The sequence below is a fragment of the Embleya sp. NPDC020630 genome (assembly GCF_044334985.1).
Taxonomy (GTDB): domain Bacteria; phylum Actinomycetota; class Actinomycetes; order Streptomycetales; family Streptomycetaceae; genus Embleya.
Genome location: NZ_JBIRUB010000021.1, coordinates 1 through 19,643 on the forward strand (window position 1 = coordinate 1; position 19,643 = coordinate 19,643).

20 protein-coding genes are annotated in these 19,643 nt (G+C 70.4%); 14 read left to right on the forward strand and 6 right to left on the reverse strand.

The annotated features are described in order from the left end of the window. Positions 1-68: 68 nt before the first annotated feature. Together ACH4XV_RS39935 and ACH4XV_RS39940 are read right to left on the reverse strand one after the other, a co-directional pair. Positions 69-1,112, reverse strand: coding sequence for a hypothetical protein (locus tag ACH4XV_RS39935; protein WP_395798070.1), 1,044 nt, complete (start codon positions 1,110-1,112; stop codon positions 69-71). A gap of 301 nt (positions 1,113-1,413) precedes the next feature. Then, a complete protein-coding gene (locus ACH4XV_RS39940) occupies positions 1,414-1,851 on the reverse strand; it encodes a hypothetical protein (RefSeq protein WP_395798072.1) in 438 nt (145 codons plus the stop codon). A gap of 605 nt (positions 1,852-2,456) precedes the next feature. On the opposite strand from ACH4XV_RS39940, the gene ACH4XV_RS39945 reads away from it, so the two are divergent. From ACH4XV_RS39945 to ACH4XV_RS39970, 6 genes are all read left to right on the forward strand, one after another. Beyond that, positions 2,457-2,789: a hypothetical protein gene (locus ACH4XV_RS39945; RefSeq protein WP_395798074.1), complete on the forward strand. Its 333-nt coding sequence runs from the start codon at positions 2,457-2,459 to the stop codon at positions 2,787-2,789. Between the two features lie 78 nt (positions 2,790-2,867). Next, positions 2,868-4,316, forward strand: coding sequence for a site-specific integrase (locus tag ACH4XV_RS39950; protein ID WP_395798315.1), 1,449 nt, complete (start codon positions 2,868-2,870; stop codon positions 4,314-4,316). Next, positions 4,316-6,052 carry a hypothetical protein gene (locus ACH4XV_RS39955; protein ID WP_395798076.1) on the forward strand — a complete coding sequence of 579 codons (1,737 nt, stop codon included), beginning with the start codon at positions 4,316-4,318 and terminating at the stop codon, positions 6,050-6,052. Before ACH4XV_RS39950 ends, ACH4XV_RS39955 begins: the two co-directional genes overlap by 1 nt. Further along, on the forward strand, positions 6,049-8,211 hold the full coding sequence (locus ACH4XV_RS39960) for a site-specific integrase (RefSeq protein WP_395798078.1): 2,163 nt from the start codon (positions 6,049-6,051) through the stop codon (positions 8,209-8,211). Before ACH4XV_RS39955 ends, ACH4XV_RS39960 begins: the two co-directional genes overlap by 4 nt. 18 nt (positions 8,212-8,229) lie before the next feature. Continuing rightward, the gene (locus tag ACH4XV_RS39965) at positions 8,230-8,724 is read left to right on the forward strand and encodes a hypothetical protein (protein ID WP_395798080.1); all 495 of its coding nucleotides are present in this window, start codon (positions 8,230-8,232) and stop codon (positions 8,722-8,724) included. A gap of 154 nt (positions 8,725-8,878) precedes the next feature. After that, complete coding sequence (locus ACH4XV_RS39970; protein WP_395798317.1) at positions 8,879-9,223, forward strand: restriction endonuclease; 345 nt, start codon at positions 8,879-8,881, stop codon at positions 9,221-9,223. A 101-nt stretch (positions 9,224-9,324) separates the two neighbouring features. On the opposite strand, the gene ACH4XV_RS39975 is transcribed toward ACH4XV_RS39970, so the two are convergent. Then, positions 9,325-9,975 carry a DUF262 domain-containing protein gene (locus ACH4XV_RS39975; protein WP_395798082.1) on the reverse strand — a complete coding sequence of 217 codons (651 nt, stop codon included), beginning with the start codon at positions 9,973-9,975 and terminating at the stop codon, positions 9,325-9,327. A gap of 166 nt (positions 9,976-10,141) precedes the next feature. Next, a complete protein-coding gene (locus ACH4XV_RS39980; RefSeq protein WP_395798084.1) occupies positions 10,142-10,633 on the reverse strand; it encodes a hypothetical protein in 492 nt (163 codons plus the stop codon). A gap of 144 nt (positions 10,634-10,777) precedes the next feature. Between ACH4XV_RS39980 and ACH4XV_RS39985 the strand changes: the two genes are divergently transcribed. The 7 genes from ACH4XV_RS39985 to ACH4XV_RS40015 all read left to right on the forward strand — a co-directional run bounded on the left by ACH4XV_RS39985 (position 10,778) and on the right by ACH4XV_RS40015 (position 16,400). Beyond that, the gene (locus ACH4XV_RS39985) at positions 10,778-11,023 is read left to right on the forward strand and encodes a hypothetical protein (protein ID WP_395798086.1); all 246 of its coding nucleotides are present in this window, start codon (positions 10,778-10,780) and stop codon (positions 11,021-11,023) included. Between the two features lie 109 nt (positions 11,024-11,132). Continuing rightward, complete coding sequence (locus tag ACH4XV_RS39990) at positions 11,133-11,414, forward strand: hypothetical protein (protein ID WP_395798088.1); 282 nt, start codon at positions 11,133-11,135, stop codon at positions 11,412-11,414. Continuing rightward, on the forward strand, positions 11,411-13,159 hold the full coding sequence (locus ACH4XV_RS39995) for a hypothetical protein (protein ID WP_395798090.1): 1,749 nt from the start codon (positions 11,411-11,413) through the stop codon (positions 13,157-13,159). The genes ACH4XV_RS39990 and ACH4XV_RS39995 overlap by 4 nt, the downstream gene beginning before the upstream one ends. A gap of 110 nt (positions 13,160-13,269) precedes the next feature. Further along, positions 13,270-13,629, forward strand: coding sequence for a hypothetical protein (locus ACH4XV_RS40000; protein WP_395798092.1), 360 nt, complete (start codon positions 13,270-13,272; stop codon positions 13,627-13,629). 625 nt (positions 13,630-14,254) lie between these two features. After that, positions 14,255-14,491 (forward strand): DUF397 domain-containing protein, encoded by a 237-nt coding sequence (locus ACH4XV_RS40005; protein ID WP_395798094.1) that lies wholly within the window; start codon positions 14,255-14,257, stop codon positions 14,489-14,491. Positions 14,492-14,732: 241 nt separating this feature from the next. After that, the gene (locus tag ACH4XV_RS40010) at positions 14,733-15,542 is read left to right on the forward strand and encodes a DUF5753 domain-containing protein (RefSeq protein WP_395798096.1); all 810 of its coding nucleotides are present in this window, start codon (positions 14,733-14,735) and stop codon (positions 15,540-15,542) included. 240 nt (positions 15,543-15,782) lie between these two features. Beyond that, entirely contained in the window at positions 15,783-16,400 is a 618-nt protein-coding gene (locus tag ACH4XV_RS40015) for an alpha-ketoglutarate-dependent dioxygenase AlkB (RefSeq protein WP_395798098.1), read from the forward strand. Here ACH4XV_RS40015 and ACH4XV_RS40020 read toward each other — a convergent pair whose 3' ends face one another. Then, positions 16,401-17,216 carry an SAM-dependent methyltransferase gene (locus ACH4XV_RS40020; RefSeq protein ID WP_395798100.1) on the reverse strand — a complete coding sequence of 272 codons (816 nt, stop codon included), beginning with the start codon at positions 17,214-17,216 and terminating at the stop codon, positions 16,401-16,403. It lies immediately after the preceding gene. A gap of 373 nt (positions 17,217-17,589) precedes the next feature. On the opposite strand from ACH4XV_RS40020, the gene ACH4XV_RS40025 reads away from it, so the two are divergent. Then, positions 17,590-18,942 (forward strand): tetratricopeptide repeat protein, encoded by a 1,353-nt coding sequence (locus tag ACH4XV_RS40025; RefSeq protein ID WP_395798102.1) that lies wholly within the window; start codon positions 17,590-17,592, stop codon positions 18,940-18,942. 245 nt (positions 18,943-19,187) lie between these two features. Here the strand turns inward: ACH4XV_RS40025 and ACH4XV_RS40030 are convergent, their stop codons facing one another. Next, positions 19,188-19,604: a hypothetical protein gene (locus tag ACH4XV_RS40030; protein WP_395798104.1), complete on the reverse strand. Its 417-nt coding sequence runs from the start codon at positions 19,602-19,604 to the stop codon at positions 19,188-19,190. Positions 19,605-19,643: the final 39 nt, after the last annotated feature.

Below are 19,643 nucleotides of genomic sequence, written 5' to 3' on the forward strand. Positions count from 1 at the left end.
GCTCGATCGAACGTCCGGATGAGAGGGCTATGTGGCTCAGCGACATGCCGACACCCTATGTACAAGCTTCACTTCCGATACACGGCCTGGAAGGGTGGGTCGTCCGCGCAGCCCTGCTCCCGCACCGGCGGATCGTCGGCGGTGGCGGGGATGTTCGGGTCGAGCATCCTGCGCAGGACCGCCTTCGCTCCGACGCCGCCGTGGTGAGCAAGGGACCACAACCACGGCAATTCGCCCGCCAGGCGGTCGAGTTCGTCCGCGGAGATCGCCTCGAGGATGGTGCGCAGGTCGTCGGGGGCGGGGTCGTCGACCAAGCCCAGCCACGCCAGCGCGGCGCTCGCACGAACCACGAGCGGGTGGGCGGGGTTCGCCCAGTGGGCGTGGGTGAGGGCGGCGGCGTCCTCGTGCCGGTGTTGGTGGGCCAGTTGCGCGATCGCGAGGACCAGGCCCGCGCGCACCTGCGGGGCGCCCTCGCCGCGCAGGCGCTCGTGCAGGGCGACGGAAATCCTCTCGGCGCTGTGCGCCGCGGTGGACAGGACGTGTGCCGCGCCCATCCTCACCTCCGGGTCCGAATCGTCCAGGAGCGCGATCGGGATGTGCGCGTCGGCGGCGATCGCGGCGCGCGCCGCCCGCACGGTCCAGTCCTCCCGGTAGGCGCCCGTGTCGAAGCGCATGTGGTCCCCACCGACCCGCAACAGTCCCGCCCGCGGCGCGGCGCCGCCGTATCCGTCGCGCGCCGCCCCTGCGGCCAGGAAGAGCACTCCCACCCGGGGGTGCGTCGTGCGGTCCGCGGCGATCCGCAGCAGGAACGGCACCGCCAACGCCGCCGGCGCGTACCGCGTGCCCTGATGACAGACCGAACCCGCCAACGAGGACAGACAGTCGGCGGCCACGGCCGCGTCGCCGGAACGCAGGCCCTCCAGGAGTTCGGGCACGTCCGCGGCCGAGCCGTAGGCGTGGGCGAAGCGGTCCCACGGCACCCGCTCGTACACCAACCCCTCCCGCACCCCCACCGGCATGCCCGCCACGACCACCCGCACGTCCCGCTCGGTCCCGCGCAAGCCCTCGCACCCGTGCACCCACGACGCGCCCGCAGCGAGATCGCCGTCCACCCGTACCTCCTCCTCCTTTCGAGCCGCGTCACGCCCCCGCAACCCTCGCGTGGTTCGTGCCTGCCCCGGGTATCGTCCACGGACCGAACCGGCCGTGCTCGGCCATGCGTTCCCGCACCCGCGGAACCGGCAGCCGGGCGCCGGTTCTTTCGCGATGCGCGGACCCTACGCCCGAACGGCAAGCGTTCCGGCGGCCCATCCACGCCCGACGCGACAGGCACACCCCGCCCGCACGACCGCGGTGCTTCCGAGCGGCAGGCACCCGCGCAACCCTGGCCCACGGGCCCTGTGGCGCCGGGCGTCAGGCGGCGGCGCGGGGCGTGTCGCCGAGGCGGCGCAGCGCGTCGTCCAGGTCGGTTTGGGTGTGGTCGAGCCAGGTGGTGGTGATGTCGGTGCCGGCGGTGGTGTGGTCGGGGCGGCGGTGCAGGCGGGGTTGTTCGTCGGGGTGTGCGGCGCGGGCGTGGGTGATGGCGTGGCCGGCGCGTGCGGCGGTGGTGAGTTCCTCGCCGGCGGTGTCCAGGTAGGCGCGGGTGGCGGGTTCGGTGACCTTCGCGAGGTTGGTGGGGTCGGTCAGGGCGCGGGCGATGGCGTCGAGGGTTTTTCCGGTGAGCTTGCGGGCGGTCAACGCCGGGGGCAGGCCGGGGAGTTGCGTCAGGTGCGCGAGGACGGTGCTCTCCATCAGGGCCAGGGAGTAGGTCAGTCGTCCGAGTTTCGACAGATAGGTGTCATCGGGAAACATGCGGGCCATTGTGCGATACCGGTCCGACGTCATCGACGCCGTCGGCCATCGCACGAGGATTCGACCGCCCCCACAAGCACGAGTGCTCCTCCGCTCCAGGTCGGTGCGTTCGCCCCCGAGGCGAAGAGTCATGCCCGGCACACGCCGTGCGGCCCGATCATGGCACCGAGTGCCGCCGGCACGAGGTGAACCTCGCCATGGCCCCCGCAGCGCGGCGCGCCTCGGAATGCCAGGTTCGGCGCCCGGTGGCGTAGCCGAGCAGCCGTGGATGCGCGCTCTCGCACCCGTGTGCAACCCCCGTCCGGCCCTGGTGCGATCTCGACCGGAGTTCCTCTCGGATGGGAGAATCTCGTCTTCGAACCGCGTCGGCATACTGCGCCCGAGCGGGCTTCACGGCCCCGCGTACTCGGGGCGCTCGCCCCAGGGCGGTTCCGCGCCGTCTTCGCGACGTCACCCGGGCCGAATCTCCGCGCCCGCACGCCGATGGCGCGCCTTTCGTCGGACAACCGGTGCCGTGCCGTCACGGACACCCTCTGCCCTTCGTGGGCCCGCGCGCCGCTCCGCCGTGACCTCCCGCCCGAAACCGCCCGAGAGGAACCGAGACCTTGAGCAAGAGAAAAAAGAAGCACGACCTGACAGTCGGCGAACTTCTCACCGTCGCCTGGGGGTTCGTGTGCCTGATGTCGACCGGTGCCACGCAGGCGCTGGGAGTTTCGAGGGTCGCCTCCTACTGGGTCGCGGCGCTGCTGTTCGTGACCGGCGTCGTCCTGTTCGTGCTGCGCCGCGTCGCGTCGGGACGCTCCCCGCTCCGCGGGTACGGGTCGTCGTCGCGCGGATCGGCGGCGGTCTCGCTCGCGGGGGTGGACGCCATGAGCGGTCGGGAGTTCGAGCATCTGGTGGCGGATCTTTCTGTCGGCAGAGTGGTCATGTCTCATTAGAGGAATCCGCACTGTCTGAGCTGCGGGTTTGCGTATTGCACCTGCCGGTGTCTCATACGTACGGTCTCGCAGGTGTTGATGACCTACTTCTCACCGACCGGCTGGGAGTCCTGGGGGCTGTCGAACAGGCCGACCATCCCGGAGCTGATGCCGGTACTGGTCGACGAGGACCTCCGCTTCGAGGACGCGGCCGGCCCACGTGCGACCACGGTGCTCAACCGGTGGCTTCAGGAACTTCCTGTGCTCGGCGTCCCGGCGCCGGAGTCGTGGGAGACGTACGCCCGAGTCGCTCGAGACTGGACGGTGTTCCTGGCCGAGCGGGGCATCTTGCTCTTCGACACGCGCAAGGAGTTGAGGCGGGGGCTGAGCGCGTACTCGGCCCACCGCGCATCCGGCCCCGTGGAGGCCCGGTTCGCCGCCTCCACCTGGAACCAGCACGTGAGCATCTTGTCCGCGTTGTATGGGTGGGCGGTGGACGAGGAGTTGGCGAGCGCGGTGCCGTTCACCTACAAACAGGCCGTCACGGCCTACGGCGACCAGGTCCGGATGCGGTCGGTGAACATGGCCAGACGCCGGATGCCGAAACCCCACGTGACGATCAAGTACTTCGAGGGGGACTTCGAGGACCTGTTCGTGAAGGGGCTGGCGGGCCTGTGTCCGGACGGCAGCGAGGATCTCGGCTACCGGGGCCGGACGACCGCGCGCAACGCGGCCGTGGGCGGGTTCGCCCTGTCCAGTGGGATGCGGCGGCAGGAATTCACCTATCTGCTGCGCTGTGAGGTACCGGCACTGCCGCGGAGGCGGTCACCGTTGCCGATCCGGGTCCCGGTGCCGGCCGGGATCACCAAGGGCCGGAAGTTCCGGACCACATGGACGACGTACGACGCCTTGTCCCGGCTGCACCAGTACTTCCGGCTGCAGCGCACGATCGCGGCGACAGGCTCGTCGTGGAGCCCGCCGCTTTCCTGGGGAGACCCACTCGTCGTGACGAACGCGGACCCGCTGGGCGGCCGGGTCAACGGCGAACGGGTGACCTGGGCGGAGCTGACGCTGCGGGACCGCCGGCTGCTGGTGGCACCGGAGGGCGGGTCGATGCTGCTGGCCCTGCAGGCCGACGGGAGCCCCTTCCTTGACTGGGGCACCGTGTTCAAGCGGACCTCACAGCGTCTCCGGGAGCGATTCGAGCCGCGATTCCCGCACACCGCCCCACACCGGTGCCGGCACACGTTCGCGATCAGGACGCTGGAACTACTCGTCGGCGGCTACTACGCCCAGGCGGCGAAGCTGGTGAAAGACACCGACGCGGACGCGGCCCTGGCGCTCTACCTGAGCCGGACCGACCCGGTCATGGTGCTGCGAGACCTGCTCGGCCACTCCAGTGTCCTGACCACGGAGGTCTACCTGCGGCGCCTGGACACCACCCGGATCTACCGCGACGCCTACGAGCGAGCGGGCCGCGACCAGGTCCTGCTCGATGCCGCAGAGCTGGAAGCCGACGACGAATTCGACGAGGACGACGATATCTGATGCCCGCACAGATCCTGGAAGACCCGCTGCGCCTGTCCTGCACCTTCAGCCGCGGCACCTCCTCGGTGCTGAGGGTCGAGGACGCCCTCAACCCGGAGCTCACCCGGGAGCTGATGACCGGGCTGGTCTACCTGATGTACCCGCACGGAAAGGGCGACTCGCACCGCACCGCGGCGGGATACAAGGGCACGATCGACTGGTTCGTCCGGACTCTTGCGGAGCACGGCCACTGCGGTGGAGCGGCAGGGCTGACCCGCGCCATGCTGGTGGAGCTGTGGTGGTCGGCCGACAACCGACGGGAGTCGAACAGTCGTCGCCTCCTGGCAGCCCTCGACGCCGAGACGGGAGCCCTCGCCCCGGACGTGCGCGCGCTCGTCGGCGGCCGCCTCTACAACAAGACCCCCGTCTTCAAGCCGCTCGTGCCCTACGACGAGGTCGCCTGGCAGAACCTGGCCGATACCTGCCGAAGGATCATCGAGAAGTCCTGGGCCGACCACCGGTTGGCCCGCGCGGCGGCCGAGACAGGCCGGGACCCCTACGAGCACGGGTGGACTCGGGAGAACATCTGCTGGCAGCTGGTCCATCACGGGCCCGCCACCTTAGAAGAACTCGGGGCACGGGTGGGCTGGACAAAGTACCAGGCCCGGAGACGGATCCAGCCGATTCACCTGCTGCGGCAGGACCTCTTCCCGGGGCTGAGGGTGATGCTCGCCTATCAGCTGCTGTTCGGCGTCTACACCGGGATCGTGCCCGACGGCATCGACGACCTCGGTGTCGAAGACCTGGAGTGGGCCGGGCAGGCCACAATCCTGCTCAGCTACGTCAAGGGCCGGACGTCCAACGAGACGCTGACCTTGTCGAAGAAGGCCGTGCGACTGCTGGAGCGCTGGCTCGAACACTCCGCCCTGCTACGGGCGCATTGCCCGCCTGAGCTGCGGGGAGGGTTGTGGCTTCGGTTCGAGTCGCCCGGTTCGGGAACCAATCCGCTGGGGCCGTGGCAGAGCGGGCGCGCCCACCGCAGCACCGTGTCGCAGTGGGCCACGGTCAACCGTGTGGTCGACGCCCACGGCGCGGTGATCAACCTGCACCGCCAGGTGATCCGCACGACCTTCGAGTCGCACCGCGACCGCGCGTCGTGGTTCGGCAGCCGCCGCGCCACCATTGACCCCAACCACACCCCGGCGATCGAGGGCGACCGCTACCTGTCGGCGATGACCGAGGCCCAGAGGAACGCGGTTGAGGAGATCGTGGAGCAGGCCCAGGGTGACCTACTGCGCAAGAGCCGTCCGGCGATGGTCCTCAGCGAGGAGGAGGTCGCCCAGCTGGCAGACCGGTTCCCGCAACTGGTAGCCGAGTTGGAGCTGGACGAGGCCGCGATCGCCGAACTGGTGGGCGGGCAGCGCGATGTGTTCGTAGCGTCCTGCGCCGACCCGCTCGCGGGAGTACACGGGCCCAAGGGCAAGCCGTGTCCCGCGCGTCCGTGGGTCTGCCTGCTGTGTCCGCTCGCGCTGTTCACGCCCGCGCACGCGGTGAACCTGCTGCGGATGAAGGCGTTCTTCGCCCGGCAGTGGCAGCAGATGCCATCCGCCCAGTTCATGGCCGTCTTCGGCCACTACGCCCGGCGGATCGACGAGGTGCTGGCCAGGTACGACCCGGCCCGACTGGCTCTGGCCGCTGCCGAGGTCGCAAGCACCGACGACGAGATCCCGCTGCTGCCCGAGGAGAGCACCCGATGACCGCCCCCACCAGCCCAAGCCACCCGCAGACCACAGAGGCTGCGGTATCGCCGTTCGGCGGCGCGGACCTGTGCCGGCTGGCCGGGTTCACGCTCCCTCCCGGAGTCCCCCGCCCTCGGTTCGAGGACGACATCTGGGACTTCGCACAGGTCATCGGCATGCCCGCCTACCTCTCCGCCTGCGCCCGGCGCCTGGACTTCACCGCAATCGCCAACCCGCAGTGGAAGACCGTGGCCAAGGAGTACATCGCCGCCCAGATGACACCCGGCCACGAGGCAGTGCGGCTGCTGCCGCACGCCAGCCGCAACGCCAAGGCGATCGTCACGATCTATGCGGAACTTGCGGAGCTGGTCCGCTGGCTGAACTGGCTGACCGCCCGAGGCGTCCAGCGCCTCGACGACGTGTCCGCCCATCACTGCACGGTGTTCGCCCAGTATCGGGCAACCCACCGTCCCAACGGCACGAAGACCCCGCACCGCCCGGGCGTCCACAAACTGGTCGCCACGGTCATCCTGGGCCTGGCGCAGTACGGCGAGCTGTTCAGTACCGACCGCTACCGCGAGGACCTGCGTCCCTTCGCCGGGCACACGGCCGACAGGGTCGCCGGCACCGACTCCGGCCCGACGGAGAACAAGGTCCAGCCGGTAGCGGACGAGGTGTTCCAGCCGCTGCTGACAGCGGCCCTCTACCTGGTGCAGGCCCTCGCCCCGCACCTGCTGCGCGAACTGGAGGCCAAATGGCGTCAGGGCACCGTTCGGGCATCGCTCCAGCGATACGCGCTCACCGACCCCCTCGCACTGGAGGAGGTCCTTCAGCGACACGTCTCAAGCCGGCGGCCTTTCGATCTCCTCCCTGCCTCGGGCAGGACCCGGACCTGGGGGCTGGGCGCCGAGGACCCCCTGGCCAGGGTCAACCTGGCCGAGATCGCCCACGAGGCCGGCCACACGTTCTGCAGCCCGCACCTGCTCGACGAAATGCGCTCCGCGATCGAGGAGGTGGTGTCCTGCGTCGGCGTCGCTGAACCGTTCTGCCGGGACGCCGCGTTGATGGACAGGGCCGACGGCCACGGGCAGGCGCCCTGGTCACTGCCCTTGGCCGAGCGGGACCTGCGCGCGCTGGCCGGGGTGGTGAAGACCGCCGCCCACCTGGTGATCGTCGCACTTTCCGGAATGCGGCACAGCGAGCTGCGCGAAATGAACGTCGGCTGCCGGGTCCCGCTGATCGAGGCCGGCCCAGGACTGGTGCGCTACAAGCTGGCCAGTCGCGTGGTGAAGGGCAAGCCCCTGGGCGGTGCCGCCGACGAGTGGGTCGTGGTCAAGGAAGCCTACGAGGCCGCCGGCATCGCCGAACAGCTCCTGGGCCCAGGCGCCGACATCGGCGACCCGCTGGTCACCAGCCCCTTGGACCAAGATCGCCTCAGCCTCTTCCGGAACTGGGTGAACGGATCAGCTGGCCGGCGCCTCGGGCTGGCCCATATCCCGGCTGGCCCCGCGAACCCACGGATGCTCCGGCGCACGCTGGCCCTCGAAATCGCCTACCGGCCCGGCGGCCTGCTGGCAGCGAAGGTGCAGCTCAAGCACCTGTCGGTAGTCACAACGGAGGGGTATGCGGCACGTCCCGGAGGGGCCCAGGCCAAGTTCCTGGCCGAAGTCAACGCGGAGGAGAGCGAGCGCAACAAGGACCTCGTCCTCACCGAGTTCCGCCGCTACCAGCAGGGCCATCTGCCCGCGGGCCCCGGTGCCCGCGACCTGATCGCCTACTTCGCCAGCGTCGACGGACAGCTCGCTCGCGCACTGGCCGAGGACGCCGACGTGGCGGACAACGATCAACAGGTACGCGACCTGCTGGCCTCCCGCGCCGACGTCCTGCACCTCGGGGTGGCCAACTACTGCTGGTTCACCGACCCGTCGAAGGCCCTGTGCTTGAAACTGGCCGGCACTCCCGACGCCACGAAGCCGCTGGTCGGCATGTGTGACTCCGCGCGCTGTCCCCAGGCCACCCACCACCCATGCCACCGGCCCGTCTGGGCCGCTAGCGCCCGGACGAAGCAGGTGTTGATCGGCTCCATAGCCCGCCGCCAGAAGACCGAAAAGGCGCGGCTCCAGAGCAGCTTGGACCGCGACCTGGCCGTCCTCACCGCCATCGACACCAGCATGTGACCAGGAAGAGAGCACCCATTGGCGCGCATCAACGAAGAGACCCGGACCCGCAACGAGCAGGCCATCCGACAGGCAATGGAGCGATTGCTCAGCGGCGACGTGCCAGCAGACGGCAGCACCGATCTGAAGACCCTCGCCCGCCTGGCCTCAGTGCCTCGCACAGGCTTCTACCCGAAGAAGCACCGCGACGGCACCCCGCGACCCGGTCCCTACCAACACCTGGCCGAGGAGTTCGACCGGCGCCTCGACGTCCTCCGCCGAGCCGGAACGATCCCGGACCCGAGAGAGGCACAGATCGGGCGGCTCAAGATCGCCAACGCGACGCTCAGGGCCCGAATCGAACAGAGCGATGCCGAGCTCGCAGAGCTCAAGGCGTTCAAGCGGCTCGCGCTGTCCCGCCTTGCCGCGCAGCACCTTGAGCTCGAACGGCTTCGCGAGCCTGCCGCAACCGACGGAAAGGTAACAACGCTGCCACGCCGAGCAGTTACCGGCCTGATCGGTTCCTGCAGTTGACGCCGACCCCCTGCACATCATCGGTGACCTTCATCACAGCAGCTACTGAGAATCGCCAGAGAATCCGACACGACAACGAGACCCGGCGCCACCCTCCCATCACCGCTCAAAGCGACGCCAGAACGAGGGACAGAGACTCTGCCGACAGAAGGATCTGTGCCAGCGGGACGGGTGTTCGCGGGTACGGGTCTCGGGAGGCGCGGGCGACCTGGGGGCGGACGTGGTCGGCTTACTCCCCGACGGACGGCGGTTCGTGGTGCAGTGCAAGCGCTTCTCGGTCACGTCCAAGGTCGGCTCGCCGGACATGCAGCGCTTCCTCGGCACGGGCCGGCACGTCCACGGCGCCCAGGTCCTGATCTTCGCGACCTCCTCCCTGTTCACCACCCCGGCACGCAACCTCGGCGTCGCCCAATCCGTGGTCCTGATCGACCGCGACCGTCTCGGGGCGTGGTTGTCGGGGCGCTCCGCCCTCTCGTTCGTCGGGGCCGTTCGCCGCTGACCACCGCTTGCGTGTATTCGCAGCCGGAAGCGGCGATCACCGGGACGAACCGTACGTCCGCGTGCGAGGGTTCGGCGCCCGAAGGTCGTGACCGGCGCGGATCACGCTCTCGGCGTGGACGAAGGTGGGGTCTCACGGGCATGGCCGCCCGGCGTGCGTCGTCCCGTCGCGACGGCGGCGGCTCGGGCGGTGTCGGTGGCGCTCTGGGGGGTTCCTCCGCCGTTGACGAGGACGTGGATGGCCGCCTCCTCCGGCACGGTGGCGACCCTGGCGAGGGCGACCGTCAGGTGCGCCCGGTTGGCGAAGTGCCGCCGGCGCGCGAGGACGAGTCCGCCGTGCCGTACGTACGGTCCGTCGTCGGTGTCCTCGGTCGCGGTCACGTCGTGTGGATCGAACCATGAGGCGGGGACGGCCAGTTCGTCGTCGAACCAGGCGCACGCGGTGGTGATGCGCTGTTTTCCGTCGATGCAGGCGTACATGGGTTCGTCGCGTTCGGTGGGATCGCCGCCGTTGGCGCGCGCCCACTCCTCGGTGGAGCGGTCGTTGAGGATGACGACGCCGGTGGGCGTTCCGGTGAGCCACGAGTGGACGAGAGCAACTCTTTGGTCGACCGTCCAGACCGTGCCGCGTTGGTAAGGCGGGTTCAGGTCCACGCCGAACGAGTCGCGGAAACTTCGGGTGATCTCCCGGATCTGGCGGTCGCTGACGCTCAGTCCGAGATGGGCCAGCGGCGCGGAGCTTTGCCGGGTCACGACGACTCCTCTGTGCGGGCCGATCCTGCGGCGTTCGCTTTCACGCCTCGAACGCAATCGGTCGTCCTGTTGCCGGCGCGGGCGCTACCCGTCGAGGCCGCGTCGGGGTCCCGTCGGCGCAGGCGAGCCTCGCCGGCTCGGGTCACCGTGCGTGGCCGGGGCATCGTCAGCGGGGGAACAACAGAAGGGCCGCGAGAGCACGAGCCGACGGCTTTTGGGTGGTCTCGTGCTTCCAGCCGCCGTCCCCTCCGGGGGTGTACCAGCCGATGTCGTATCCCAGGGGCGGGCTGATCCGGTTGAGTTCGGCGTCGTGCCCCAAGACGACACGGCGGTCACCGGGCATGTCGGCGAGCAGTTCGCGCAGTTCGTCCACGGTCATCGCGGTCGCCGGGTCGTCGTGGGTGTGCAGGACGGCTCGGGTGGCTCGTTCGACGGCCTCCTCGATGGCGACACCCACCGGCTCGCCCACCCACGCACGGTGGCCGTTGTCGCCGTACAGGCACCATTGCACCCCGGTGAAGTCGGGCAGGCTCGGGCGTGCCGCGAGGTAGTAGCGGCGCCGGCCGGCGGTGGCCGCGTAGAACTTTCCGCCGTCGGTCGCGATCCAGGTGAGGCCGTTGCCGGGACTTCCTGCATAGTAGGTGTTCAACTCCTTCATGGGTACCCCAACCCTTCGATCAGATTGCCGACTCTGTCTGCAACCTATGTTTGCCGACACTGTCTGCATCATCAAGGTCGCCGAGCATGATTCTTTGCGGACTCAGGTTGCAGACACGGACCGCATGTATGGCAAGCTCCGCACATGACGCCCGAGGAGAGCATCGACGCCGCCGCGTCGAAGTACCGCCGCGCCAAGGCCGCCTACGAGGCCGCCCGCGACGAACTGCAGGAAGCCTGTGTCCTCGCCACCCGGGCCAAGGTGAAACCGTCGGTGGTCTCGCGCAGGAGCGGCTGGGATCGCGAGTACATCCGCCGGTTCGTCAAGCGGGCGGAGGCCCGCGCCCAGAACCGTCCGGACGGACACGACCACAACGGGGAACCGGCGTAGGGCCGCATCCCTTCGAGCGCAATGCCGAGCGTCCTCCGCCCGGTCCGCGGTGACGTCGCCGGATCGAGAAGGTGCCCTCCGACGCCGCGGCAATCGTTAGGCTCACCGCATGAGCGACGGCACGAAATCGGTGGCGGTGTCGCGGCGGGCCCGTCCGTTGGTCGACCCCCGCCCGGCACATGCAGGCGGTGCTCCCTGCACCGACACGCAGATCGAGATCGTGCCCAGCCGGTGGTGGACGGCCGGCCTCCGGCCCGAGACATGTCCTGGTTTTCCTGCGAGCCTCGACGCCGAGGTCGGCGTCCGCGGCTGCGGCATGTCGACGGGTCGCGACACCCTCGCCGAACGCTTCGACGCCGCCGCGGGCAGGCTCGGCGGCGGTCGACGGTGAACGCCCTGCCCGCTCTGGGTCCCCTCGTACACGAGCAGCTCGGCGTCGAGCTGACGGGCCTGGCCGCCGTGACGATCGCGCTGACGAAGGGCCGCAGCAAGTACCACGTTCCCCGCGCCGATCTCCGACGCTCGTACACCGACTGCCGCCATGCGGGCGAGGCGAAGGACGCCGCCTCCTACCGTTTGCTGGAGGTGTTCGACGCGATCTGCAAGCACTGCACCGTCGTCCTGCCGCCCGGCGCCGAGGCCCTGTGGCGGGCCGCGGCTGCCGTGGCCGGACACCGCGCCCGGCTGGCCCGGGCACGCGACGGGGACGGCGCCCGCACCTGGGTGGCGTACGCCCGGCACGCCGCGCACCCGGCGCCGGGTGAGGACGAGCAGATTCGGCAATGGCTCGTGCGTGCCGCAGGTGAGGAGGCGTTGGCCGTCGACGCGCGGTTGTCGACCGGGGCCTGGGAGTCGTTCCTGGGCGAACGCGTGGCGTTCCTTGAGGAGTACGCCGAGGGCTGTCCGGGGATCGGGGCGTACGACGGGGCCCGGCAGGCGGTCGAGCGCGCCCGGCGTTCGCCCGAGCAGGCGATGTGCGACCAAGTGTCGGCGGCGGTGAGCGGGCCGATTCGGGGCTACGCCGTGTGGCGCCGGGATCTCGACGTGTGGTCGACGACCAGCCGGGCGTGGCTGGTCGCGCGCTCGCGGGGTGCGTCGGCACGGACGGCCGCCGAGTTCGCGCGGGACGCGGCGGCCGGGGAACTGGCCGGAGCGCACGTGCGGGACGTGACCCGACTGCCACCGGTCGCCGCAACCTGCGGGGCGTCCCACGCCGGCCCTGCGGAATGGGCGAACGCGGAGCTGGCCGCGTGGTGGCCGACGGTGGTCGGCGCCGCGTGCGAGCGGTTGGAGGCGGCGTTCGAGGAGGAGGGCGGTGACGGGAGTTCCCGGCTCTTGTTGATCCGTGACTGGCCGCTGACCGGCGCGCGGGACGAACCGATCGCGTATCTGGCGGCCTGCCCGACGCTGGGGCCGGTCCTGGCGTTCGGCACGCACCGGGTCGACGAGTACGGCGGGCGCTCGCGGGGGCTTTCCTACGCGGCGGTGATCACCGCGCCGGCGCACGTGGTGGCGAAGCTCGACGCGGACCAGGCCCGCTTTCGCGAGGACGAACGCCGTTTCACCGTCGGGCCGGCGGCCGCGGGCGGGGACGCGGACCTCGCGGCGGCCCGAGTGTTGCTTCGGGAGGTCTTCCCGTTCCTGCCGGGCGACGCGGACGGCGAAGACATGACGGTGGTCTCCGAGGTCGTGCGCCGCGAACGCCGCGCGGTACGTACGGCGTTCCCCGATCAACTGAAGGCATCCGAGGATCCGTACACCGCCCACCACGGGCTGCGGATCTGGGCGCCGAACGAGGACGGCGGCCTCGCCCCGCTGCACGAGGAACGCCTGTACCCCCACCAGTTGCTGCGGTTGGACGTCGAGTGCGGGCGACGGGACGAGCAGACGTTCCTGGCGAGTATCTTCGGCTCCCTGGCCGGCGTCGGCGAAGGACACATCGACGTCCGGCCCGTCGCCGAGGGGCGACACCCACCCGTTGCCATCCCCGCGCACCGCCTCGTGGCACTGATCATCCTGCCCGGATGGCAGAGCAGACACGACGAGAGGACATGGCAGCCCTACGAAAGCGTGGACGCCCAGGAGGCCGCCACCCCTTCGCCCCGAAGCGGTCGACGGCTTCGGCCTGTGGACTGAGCCTCCCAGGAGCACCCCCACCACCGGGTTTTGTTCCTGCCGGCATCCCTTTCGCGAAACGCGCCATGCGGCGGATGTCGGCCGGGCCCAAGGCCCGGACGGTATTCACGGTGACGCCCGCATCGGCGGGCCCGTACGAGGTCGGGTGCCGTATGCCTCGGGCGACGCCGGCGCCGCCCTGCGTGTCGGACGCGACCTGCATCCGGGGCAGTTCCCCACCACCGAGCGGCGCGGACGCCTGCGCACCAACCTCGCCCACGCGTGGTGGCAATTCGGCAAGCCGGCGCTTCCTCGGCACAGGACGGCGCGTCCACGGCGCCCACGTCCTGATCTTCGCCACCACCGTGTTCACCACCCCCGCGCGCAACCTCGGCCTCGCCCAATCCGTGGCCCTGATCGACCGGGACCGTCTCCGGGCGTGGTTGACGGGACGCCTCGCCCTCTCGTTCGTCGGGGCGACCCGCCGTTGACCTCGGCTGCCCGATGGCGCCCACGATGCCCGCGGCCTCCGGCAAAAAGCACCTGCCGGCGCGCTCGGGGCGCGGCCCGGACCGCCGTCCCTGTGGCGTCCGGGCCGCGCCCGCGCCGGCGGTCCCTTTCGGCGCCGGGGGCACAGTATGCCCCGCAGGGCGTAGTCGACGCCCTGCGCCGGACGAACCGCTCCCCCGATTACGAAGGCGCGGGCGCAACCGGCGGGCCGGCACCGCTCTGGCCCGATAGCGACAGGAGCCATGATCTCGCGCGTTGCTCGGACGAGTTCACCCGAATCGCCCACCCGGTCCGGTCGAACCGCACCACCCGCACCCCACATGCGCCCTGGACCGCACTCGGGCAACCGGAATCAGCCACCACGGCGATGTCCCGGACATCACCGCGGTTACACGGCCCGGAGCCCTGTGCCGGACGGAGAAGGCCACGAACGGGAAAGCGTGGCCGGGTACTGAACCGTCACTCGTTCGTGGGACTTCGCCGTCCCGGTCGGCCAACTAGCATGAGGAAATCGGCGCGTGCAAATGCATACGGCATTGCACGAGCGACCGCGCGACCGTGTAGGGGGCGTGCGGATCTCCGGCGGGTGGGAAAGCGGTGATCAACGTGCGGGAAGGTACGAACGGCGCGCCGGCGGGAACGCTGGGCGTCTCCGAATGGATGCGGAGCGCGGAGAGTTCGGCCACGGGGCAGTGCGTGGAGCTGGGCGTGACGTCGGAGGGTGCGGTCGCGGTGCGCAATTCGCGGGATCCGCACGGACCGGCGCTGGTGTACACGAAGACGGAGATCGCGATGTTCGTCGCCGGCGCCAAGAACGGGGAATTCGACCGGCTGATCGCATAGTTCGCGCAAAGTCGCGGTGTGATGATGCGATCGGCGGACGGGGGTGTGCGCCTGCGGAATACTGACGCGCATCCCCCCTTTTCTTCTTCCTTCGTTCGTGTGGAGTCGCCGCGTGACGTTGTCCTCCGACGCCGTCGGGAACTTATCCTCCGATCGCGCCCCGCAGTCGGTGCCCGATCGGCCGTCGGCCGCGATGAAGGTCCTCGGATCGATGCTGCGGGACTTGCGCACGGAGCGGGGCGTGGGGCTGCAGACCGCCGCCGAGGTGGTGCGCGGGTCCCGGTCGAAGATCTCCCGCCTGGAACGCGGCGAGAGCCCGCCCAAACACCACGACGTCATGGACCTGCTGCACGCCTACGGCGTACGCGAGCCCGCGACACTGGCCACCGTCGAGGACCTGCTGCGCAAGTCGGACGAGAAGCCCTGGTGGCATCGCTACGCCGACGTCACCCCCGGGTGGCTGCGCCGGTTGATCAGCCTGGAGGAGTCCGCGACACGGATCAGCACCTGGGAGGTCCACGTCGTCCCCGGCCTGCTCCAAACCCCCGACTACGCCCGCGCCGTCATCGCCGGCGGCCTGCCCGACGCCGAACCCCACGAGATCGACCAACGCGTCGCGCTGCGCCGGGGCCGTCAGGAGGTCCTGGGCAACGGGCAGCGCACCGAGATGCTGATCGCCCTGATGGACGAGAGTGTCCTTCAACGCCCGGTGGGTGGGGCGCGGGTGATGGCCGATCAGATGGGGTTCCTGCTCGAGGCGATCGAACGCCGGTGGGTGCAGGTGCGGATCGTGCGGTTCGCCAGCGCGACGGACCTGACGCCGCCGTCGTCGATGACGCTGTTGCGCTTTCCCCACGGGGGCCCGCAGGAGATGGTGTATCTCGAACACGTCGAGGCCGCCACGTATATCAGCCGCACCCGCGACGTGGAGCGCTACCGCGCGCTCCTGGAACGGCTCTACCTCGCCGCGCAGTCGCGCGCCGACAGCAAGGAGATGATCGTCGCGGCCCACGACCGCTACCGCGCCCAGGCGAAGACCCGACGTCCATGAGAGGGCGCCCCACATCACGGCTTTCTCGTCCGGTCGGCTTTTTCACGGGAAGTGTTTCGGTGCAAGTTCCGGATTTCGTGGCGCTTCACCGAGAGGGATGTCGGATGTGGCACGGGCGCAACCCAGCGCCCGGCCGGCGAACCCGGTCTGGTCGGCGGCAATCCGTTGGGCAACGCGCTCTCGGCCGACCCCAACCGGCCCGGACCACGGGGATACTCGACGCATCGAACAACACAAGCGATGACGATCACGCCACGGCTCGACGTGGTCGGTCGGTCCCCCTGGAGAATCGATGCCACCACTACCGCTATCGCCACCACAACCTCCACCCCCACCTCTCGACATCCGCTACCACCCGAACGCGCTCGCCGATCCCGATACCGACCTTGCCCGGCTCCTGGCCGGGGTCGCCTGGGACGAAGACATGCGGGCGCGCCGGACCGCCTGCTTCGGCGTGCCGTACGACTACTCCGGGCGCCGTCACGACGTCGCACCCATGCCCCGCGGATCGCCGCGATCGGCGCCCGCGCCGGCTCACACGCCGGTCATCCCTTCGACAACTGCCTGGCGAACCTGTACGAGACCGGCGACAACACCATGGGCTTCCACCAGGACTCCTACGACGGCCTCACCCCCGGCAGCGCAATCGCGATCGTCTCCCTCGGCGCGACGCGCTGCCTCGCCTTTCGCAGCCTCGACCGCAACCACCACCACGAACTCGCCCTCGCGCACGGCTCGGTGCTGCTCATGACCGCCGTGACCCAACGCGGCTGGACCCATGCCGTCCCCCGGGAACCCGCGGCCGGCCCCCGCGTCAGTCTCACTTTCCGCCAGGCGATGACGCGGCCGACGAGCTAGCTAGGGGACGCGGGCGAGGCCGCCGTATTCGATGACGTCGGTGCGTTGCAGGATGCGGGGTTCGGTGTCGGGGTGCCAGTCGGTGACTTCCGTCAGGCCGGGCGGTTCGACGTCCAGGCCGTCGAGGAAGTCGTCCACGGCGGTCGGTGAGCGCACGGCTCCCCATCGTCCGGCGGTGGCCTCGTCCATGCAGCGCGTGACGGCGTCGCGGGCGTGAGCGTCGTGACTGACGAGTTGGGACACCAACACGAAGCTGCCCGGGCACAGGCGCTCCGCGACGCGGCGCACGATCGCTGCGGGGTCGGCGTGGTCGGGGATGCAGTGGAGCACGGACACGAACAAGGCGGCGACCGGCCGTTGAAGGTCGAGCGTGGCCCGCACGTCCGGGTGGTCGAGGATCGTGTCCGGGTAGCGCAGGTCCGCGCGCAGGAATCGGGCCGATCCGTCGTTCTCGTCGAGGAGGGTGCGGCCGTGGGCCTCGGCGGTGGGGTCGTTGTCGACGTAGACGACGCGGCAGTCGGGGTGGACGGCCTGGGCGACCCGGTGGACGTTGTCGCGCGTCGGCAGCCCGGAGCCGTGGTCGAGGAACTGCCGGATCCCGTGCTCGCGCGCCAGCATCCGAACCGCGCGCCGCAGGAACGCTCGGTTGTTGAGCGCGAGGGCGCGGATGTCGGGGGCGACGCGCAGGAGTTTCGAGCAGGCGCGGCGGTCGGCGGGGTAGTTGTCGGTGCCGCCGAGCAGGTAGTCGTGCATGCGGGCGACGCTGGGGGTTTTCGTGTCGATCGGGGGCGGGCCGGAATCGGTGTCCTGGTCCATGGTGTCCCCTCGACGTCCGCGCCACTCCCCCGCCAGAGTGACACGCCCCATGCTAGGGAACCGGGCATCCGGTGGTGGGCAACTCCTGTGGGTGAACGAGGATTTCGGGGCCTGTTTGCGCGGCGCCGGCGCGGATTCGGGCGCGCACGGGCGCGTACGGGGCGCGCGGCATCGAGTTCCCGGGTATCGGCGTCGGATCCGACATCGCGGGATGCTCACCACGAGCACCCGTCGTCCGCCGAGATCGGCCCGCTGCCCTGCGGCCCGGGTCGGTGCGGCTCGGACACGGGAGGGTGACCGGTTCGGGGCGACCGGTGCCACGGGTGTCTCGAGGTCCGGTCGGTGTCACAGGCGGGGCCTATGCTGCGCCGCCGTGGACGCTGAAGATCTCGACTATCGGACCCGGACCCAGTCCGGGTGTATTCCCCCACACCTGGTCACCCGCCTCCTCGACCTCGGGCACCACGAAATGGTGGAGGCCTGGGCGGCGGACGGGGAGTGGTTCTGCGCGCGCGAGCACGCACGGTCGCTGACCGCGCGGGACCGCCACGCCGAGGCGCTGCGGATACTCGACCCCTATCTGGCCACGGGGTGGTGGACGGCGGCCGAGGCCGCGGCCGAGGTGTTGGAGGAGTGGGGAAAGGCCGAGGAGGCGATCGCGCTGGTGCGCCCGCACACGGAGGGCGGGGGTACGTTGGAACTGGCGTTCTGTGCCCGCCTGCTAGCCCGACACGCTCGCGCCGACGAGGCGTTCTCGCTGCTCGCTCCCCACGTCGCGGAGTGGATTCCCGCGGAGGCGCTGGTCGAGGTCGCCGCGGTCGCCGGTCGCGACGAGGACGCCGCCGACCTGCTGACCGCCCGCATCCGGGCCCGGCACGACTGCGACCACTGCGGCTCACCCTCGTGCGGCCGCGGCGGCCTCACCCCGTGGAACGCGGTCGAACTGCTCGCGCAGATCCGCGAACGCCAGGGCAGGATCGACGACGCCGTCGCCCTCCTGCGCACCCGCGACACCACGTCGGTCAACAACCGCGACCGGCTCGCCGACCTGCTCGCGCGGCACGACCGGTTCGACGAACTGGCCGACTATGCGAGGGTCGAGCACCACGGCCACGCGGCAACGCGCCTGGCGGAGTGGCTCGAGGAACGCGGCGACGTGGAAGGCGCGATCACGGTACTTCGGAATCGCGTCGACGCGCGGACCGGCTTCTCCCACCCCGACGTGCACCTCGCGCAGTTCCTCGAGCGGCACGGCCGCGTCGACCAGGCGATCACGGTGATGCGCGCACTCGTCGACGACCACCCGGAGGACTGGACCGTGTCCATGCTGTGCACCCTGTACACCGACCACGGCCGCGCCCGGGAAGGCCTGGCCCACCTCGACGACCTGATCCCGGGGCGGCAGGACTGGGAGTTCTTCCGCAGCCGGATCACGCTGCTCGCCGCATGCGGGCTGCACGAGGAGGCCATCGCCCAGGCCCGAACACACCCCGAAGGGGACAGCTCGTACGCGGCGTGGACCATCGCCGAGATCCTCGCCGACGCCGGCCGGCCCGAGGAAGCCGTCACCGAACTCGAACGACACCCCGACGCCAACTCGGAGGTCCTGGCCCGGTATCTGATCGACCTCGGCCGCATCGAGGAAGCCGTGGCGCACCTGCGACGGCCCCGCCCCAGGCCCCTCTGGCCGGCCGCGACCACCGACACGGACACACCCCCGTTCTGAACGCCGGTGCACGGTCACCTCGGGCACGCGATCGTCAAGTCGACGACGTCCTGCCCTCGTTCATGTGCCGATCGAGCCGTGCGTAGGATTCCACCCCCCGGGGCACCCGGCGGCTGCCAAGGCGCAACGGGGGCTTGGACACTCCGGGCCACAGCGATCGCGTTCCCCCGGAACCATCCGCGGTCGCCGAGGTACGGATGCCGGACCTCGAAGCGCGGTGCGGCACCTGCTCCCCCTCCCACGGGTCAACGGACCACACAGATCACCGGCATCGGCAGGCGCCAGTCTCCCAGGAGGTCGACGAGCAGCCGGCGGGACGATGCGCGGATCTCGATCCATCCCGAGTCGGCGAGCAGGGCCTCGCGAGCCCAACGCTCGGCGTTTTCCCGGCCGCTCATGCCCTCGAACAGCACATCGATTCTGCGGAGTTCGGCCGCGACCTCCCCATCGAGGCGCCCTGCCTCCACGAGGCTCGGGACGAGACGATGGGCATGATCGAAGTCCAACGCCAACTCGTCCGTTCCCACGCGATACTCGTCCAGCCAGGCAACCTGGTCGGCGGGATCCGCCGCAAGCGTGGTCAACGACTCGATCAACAGACGCCACAGGAAGGAGACATCGGGATTTCGCACAACCGCATCATCGCACCGGTCCGAGGTCACATTCAGAGTGGAGTTGACTCCCGGCGACGTCGATCGAGC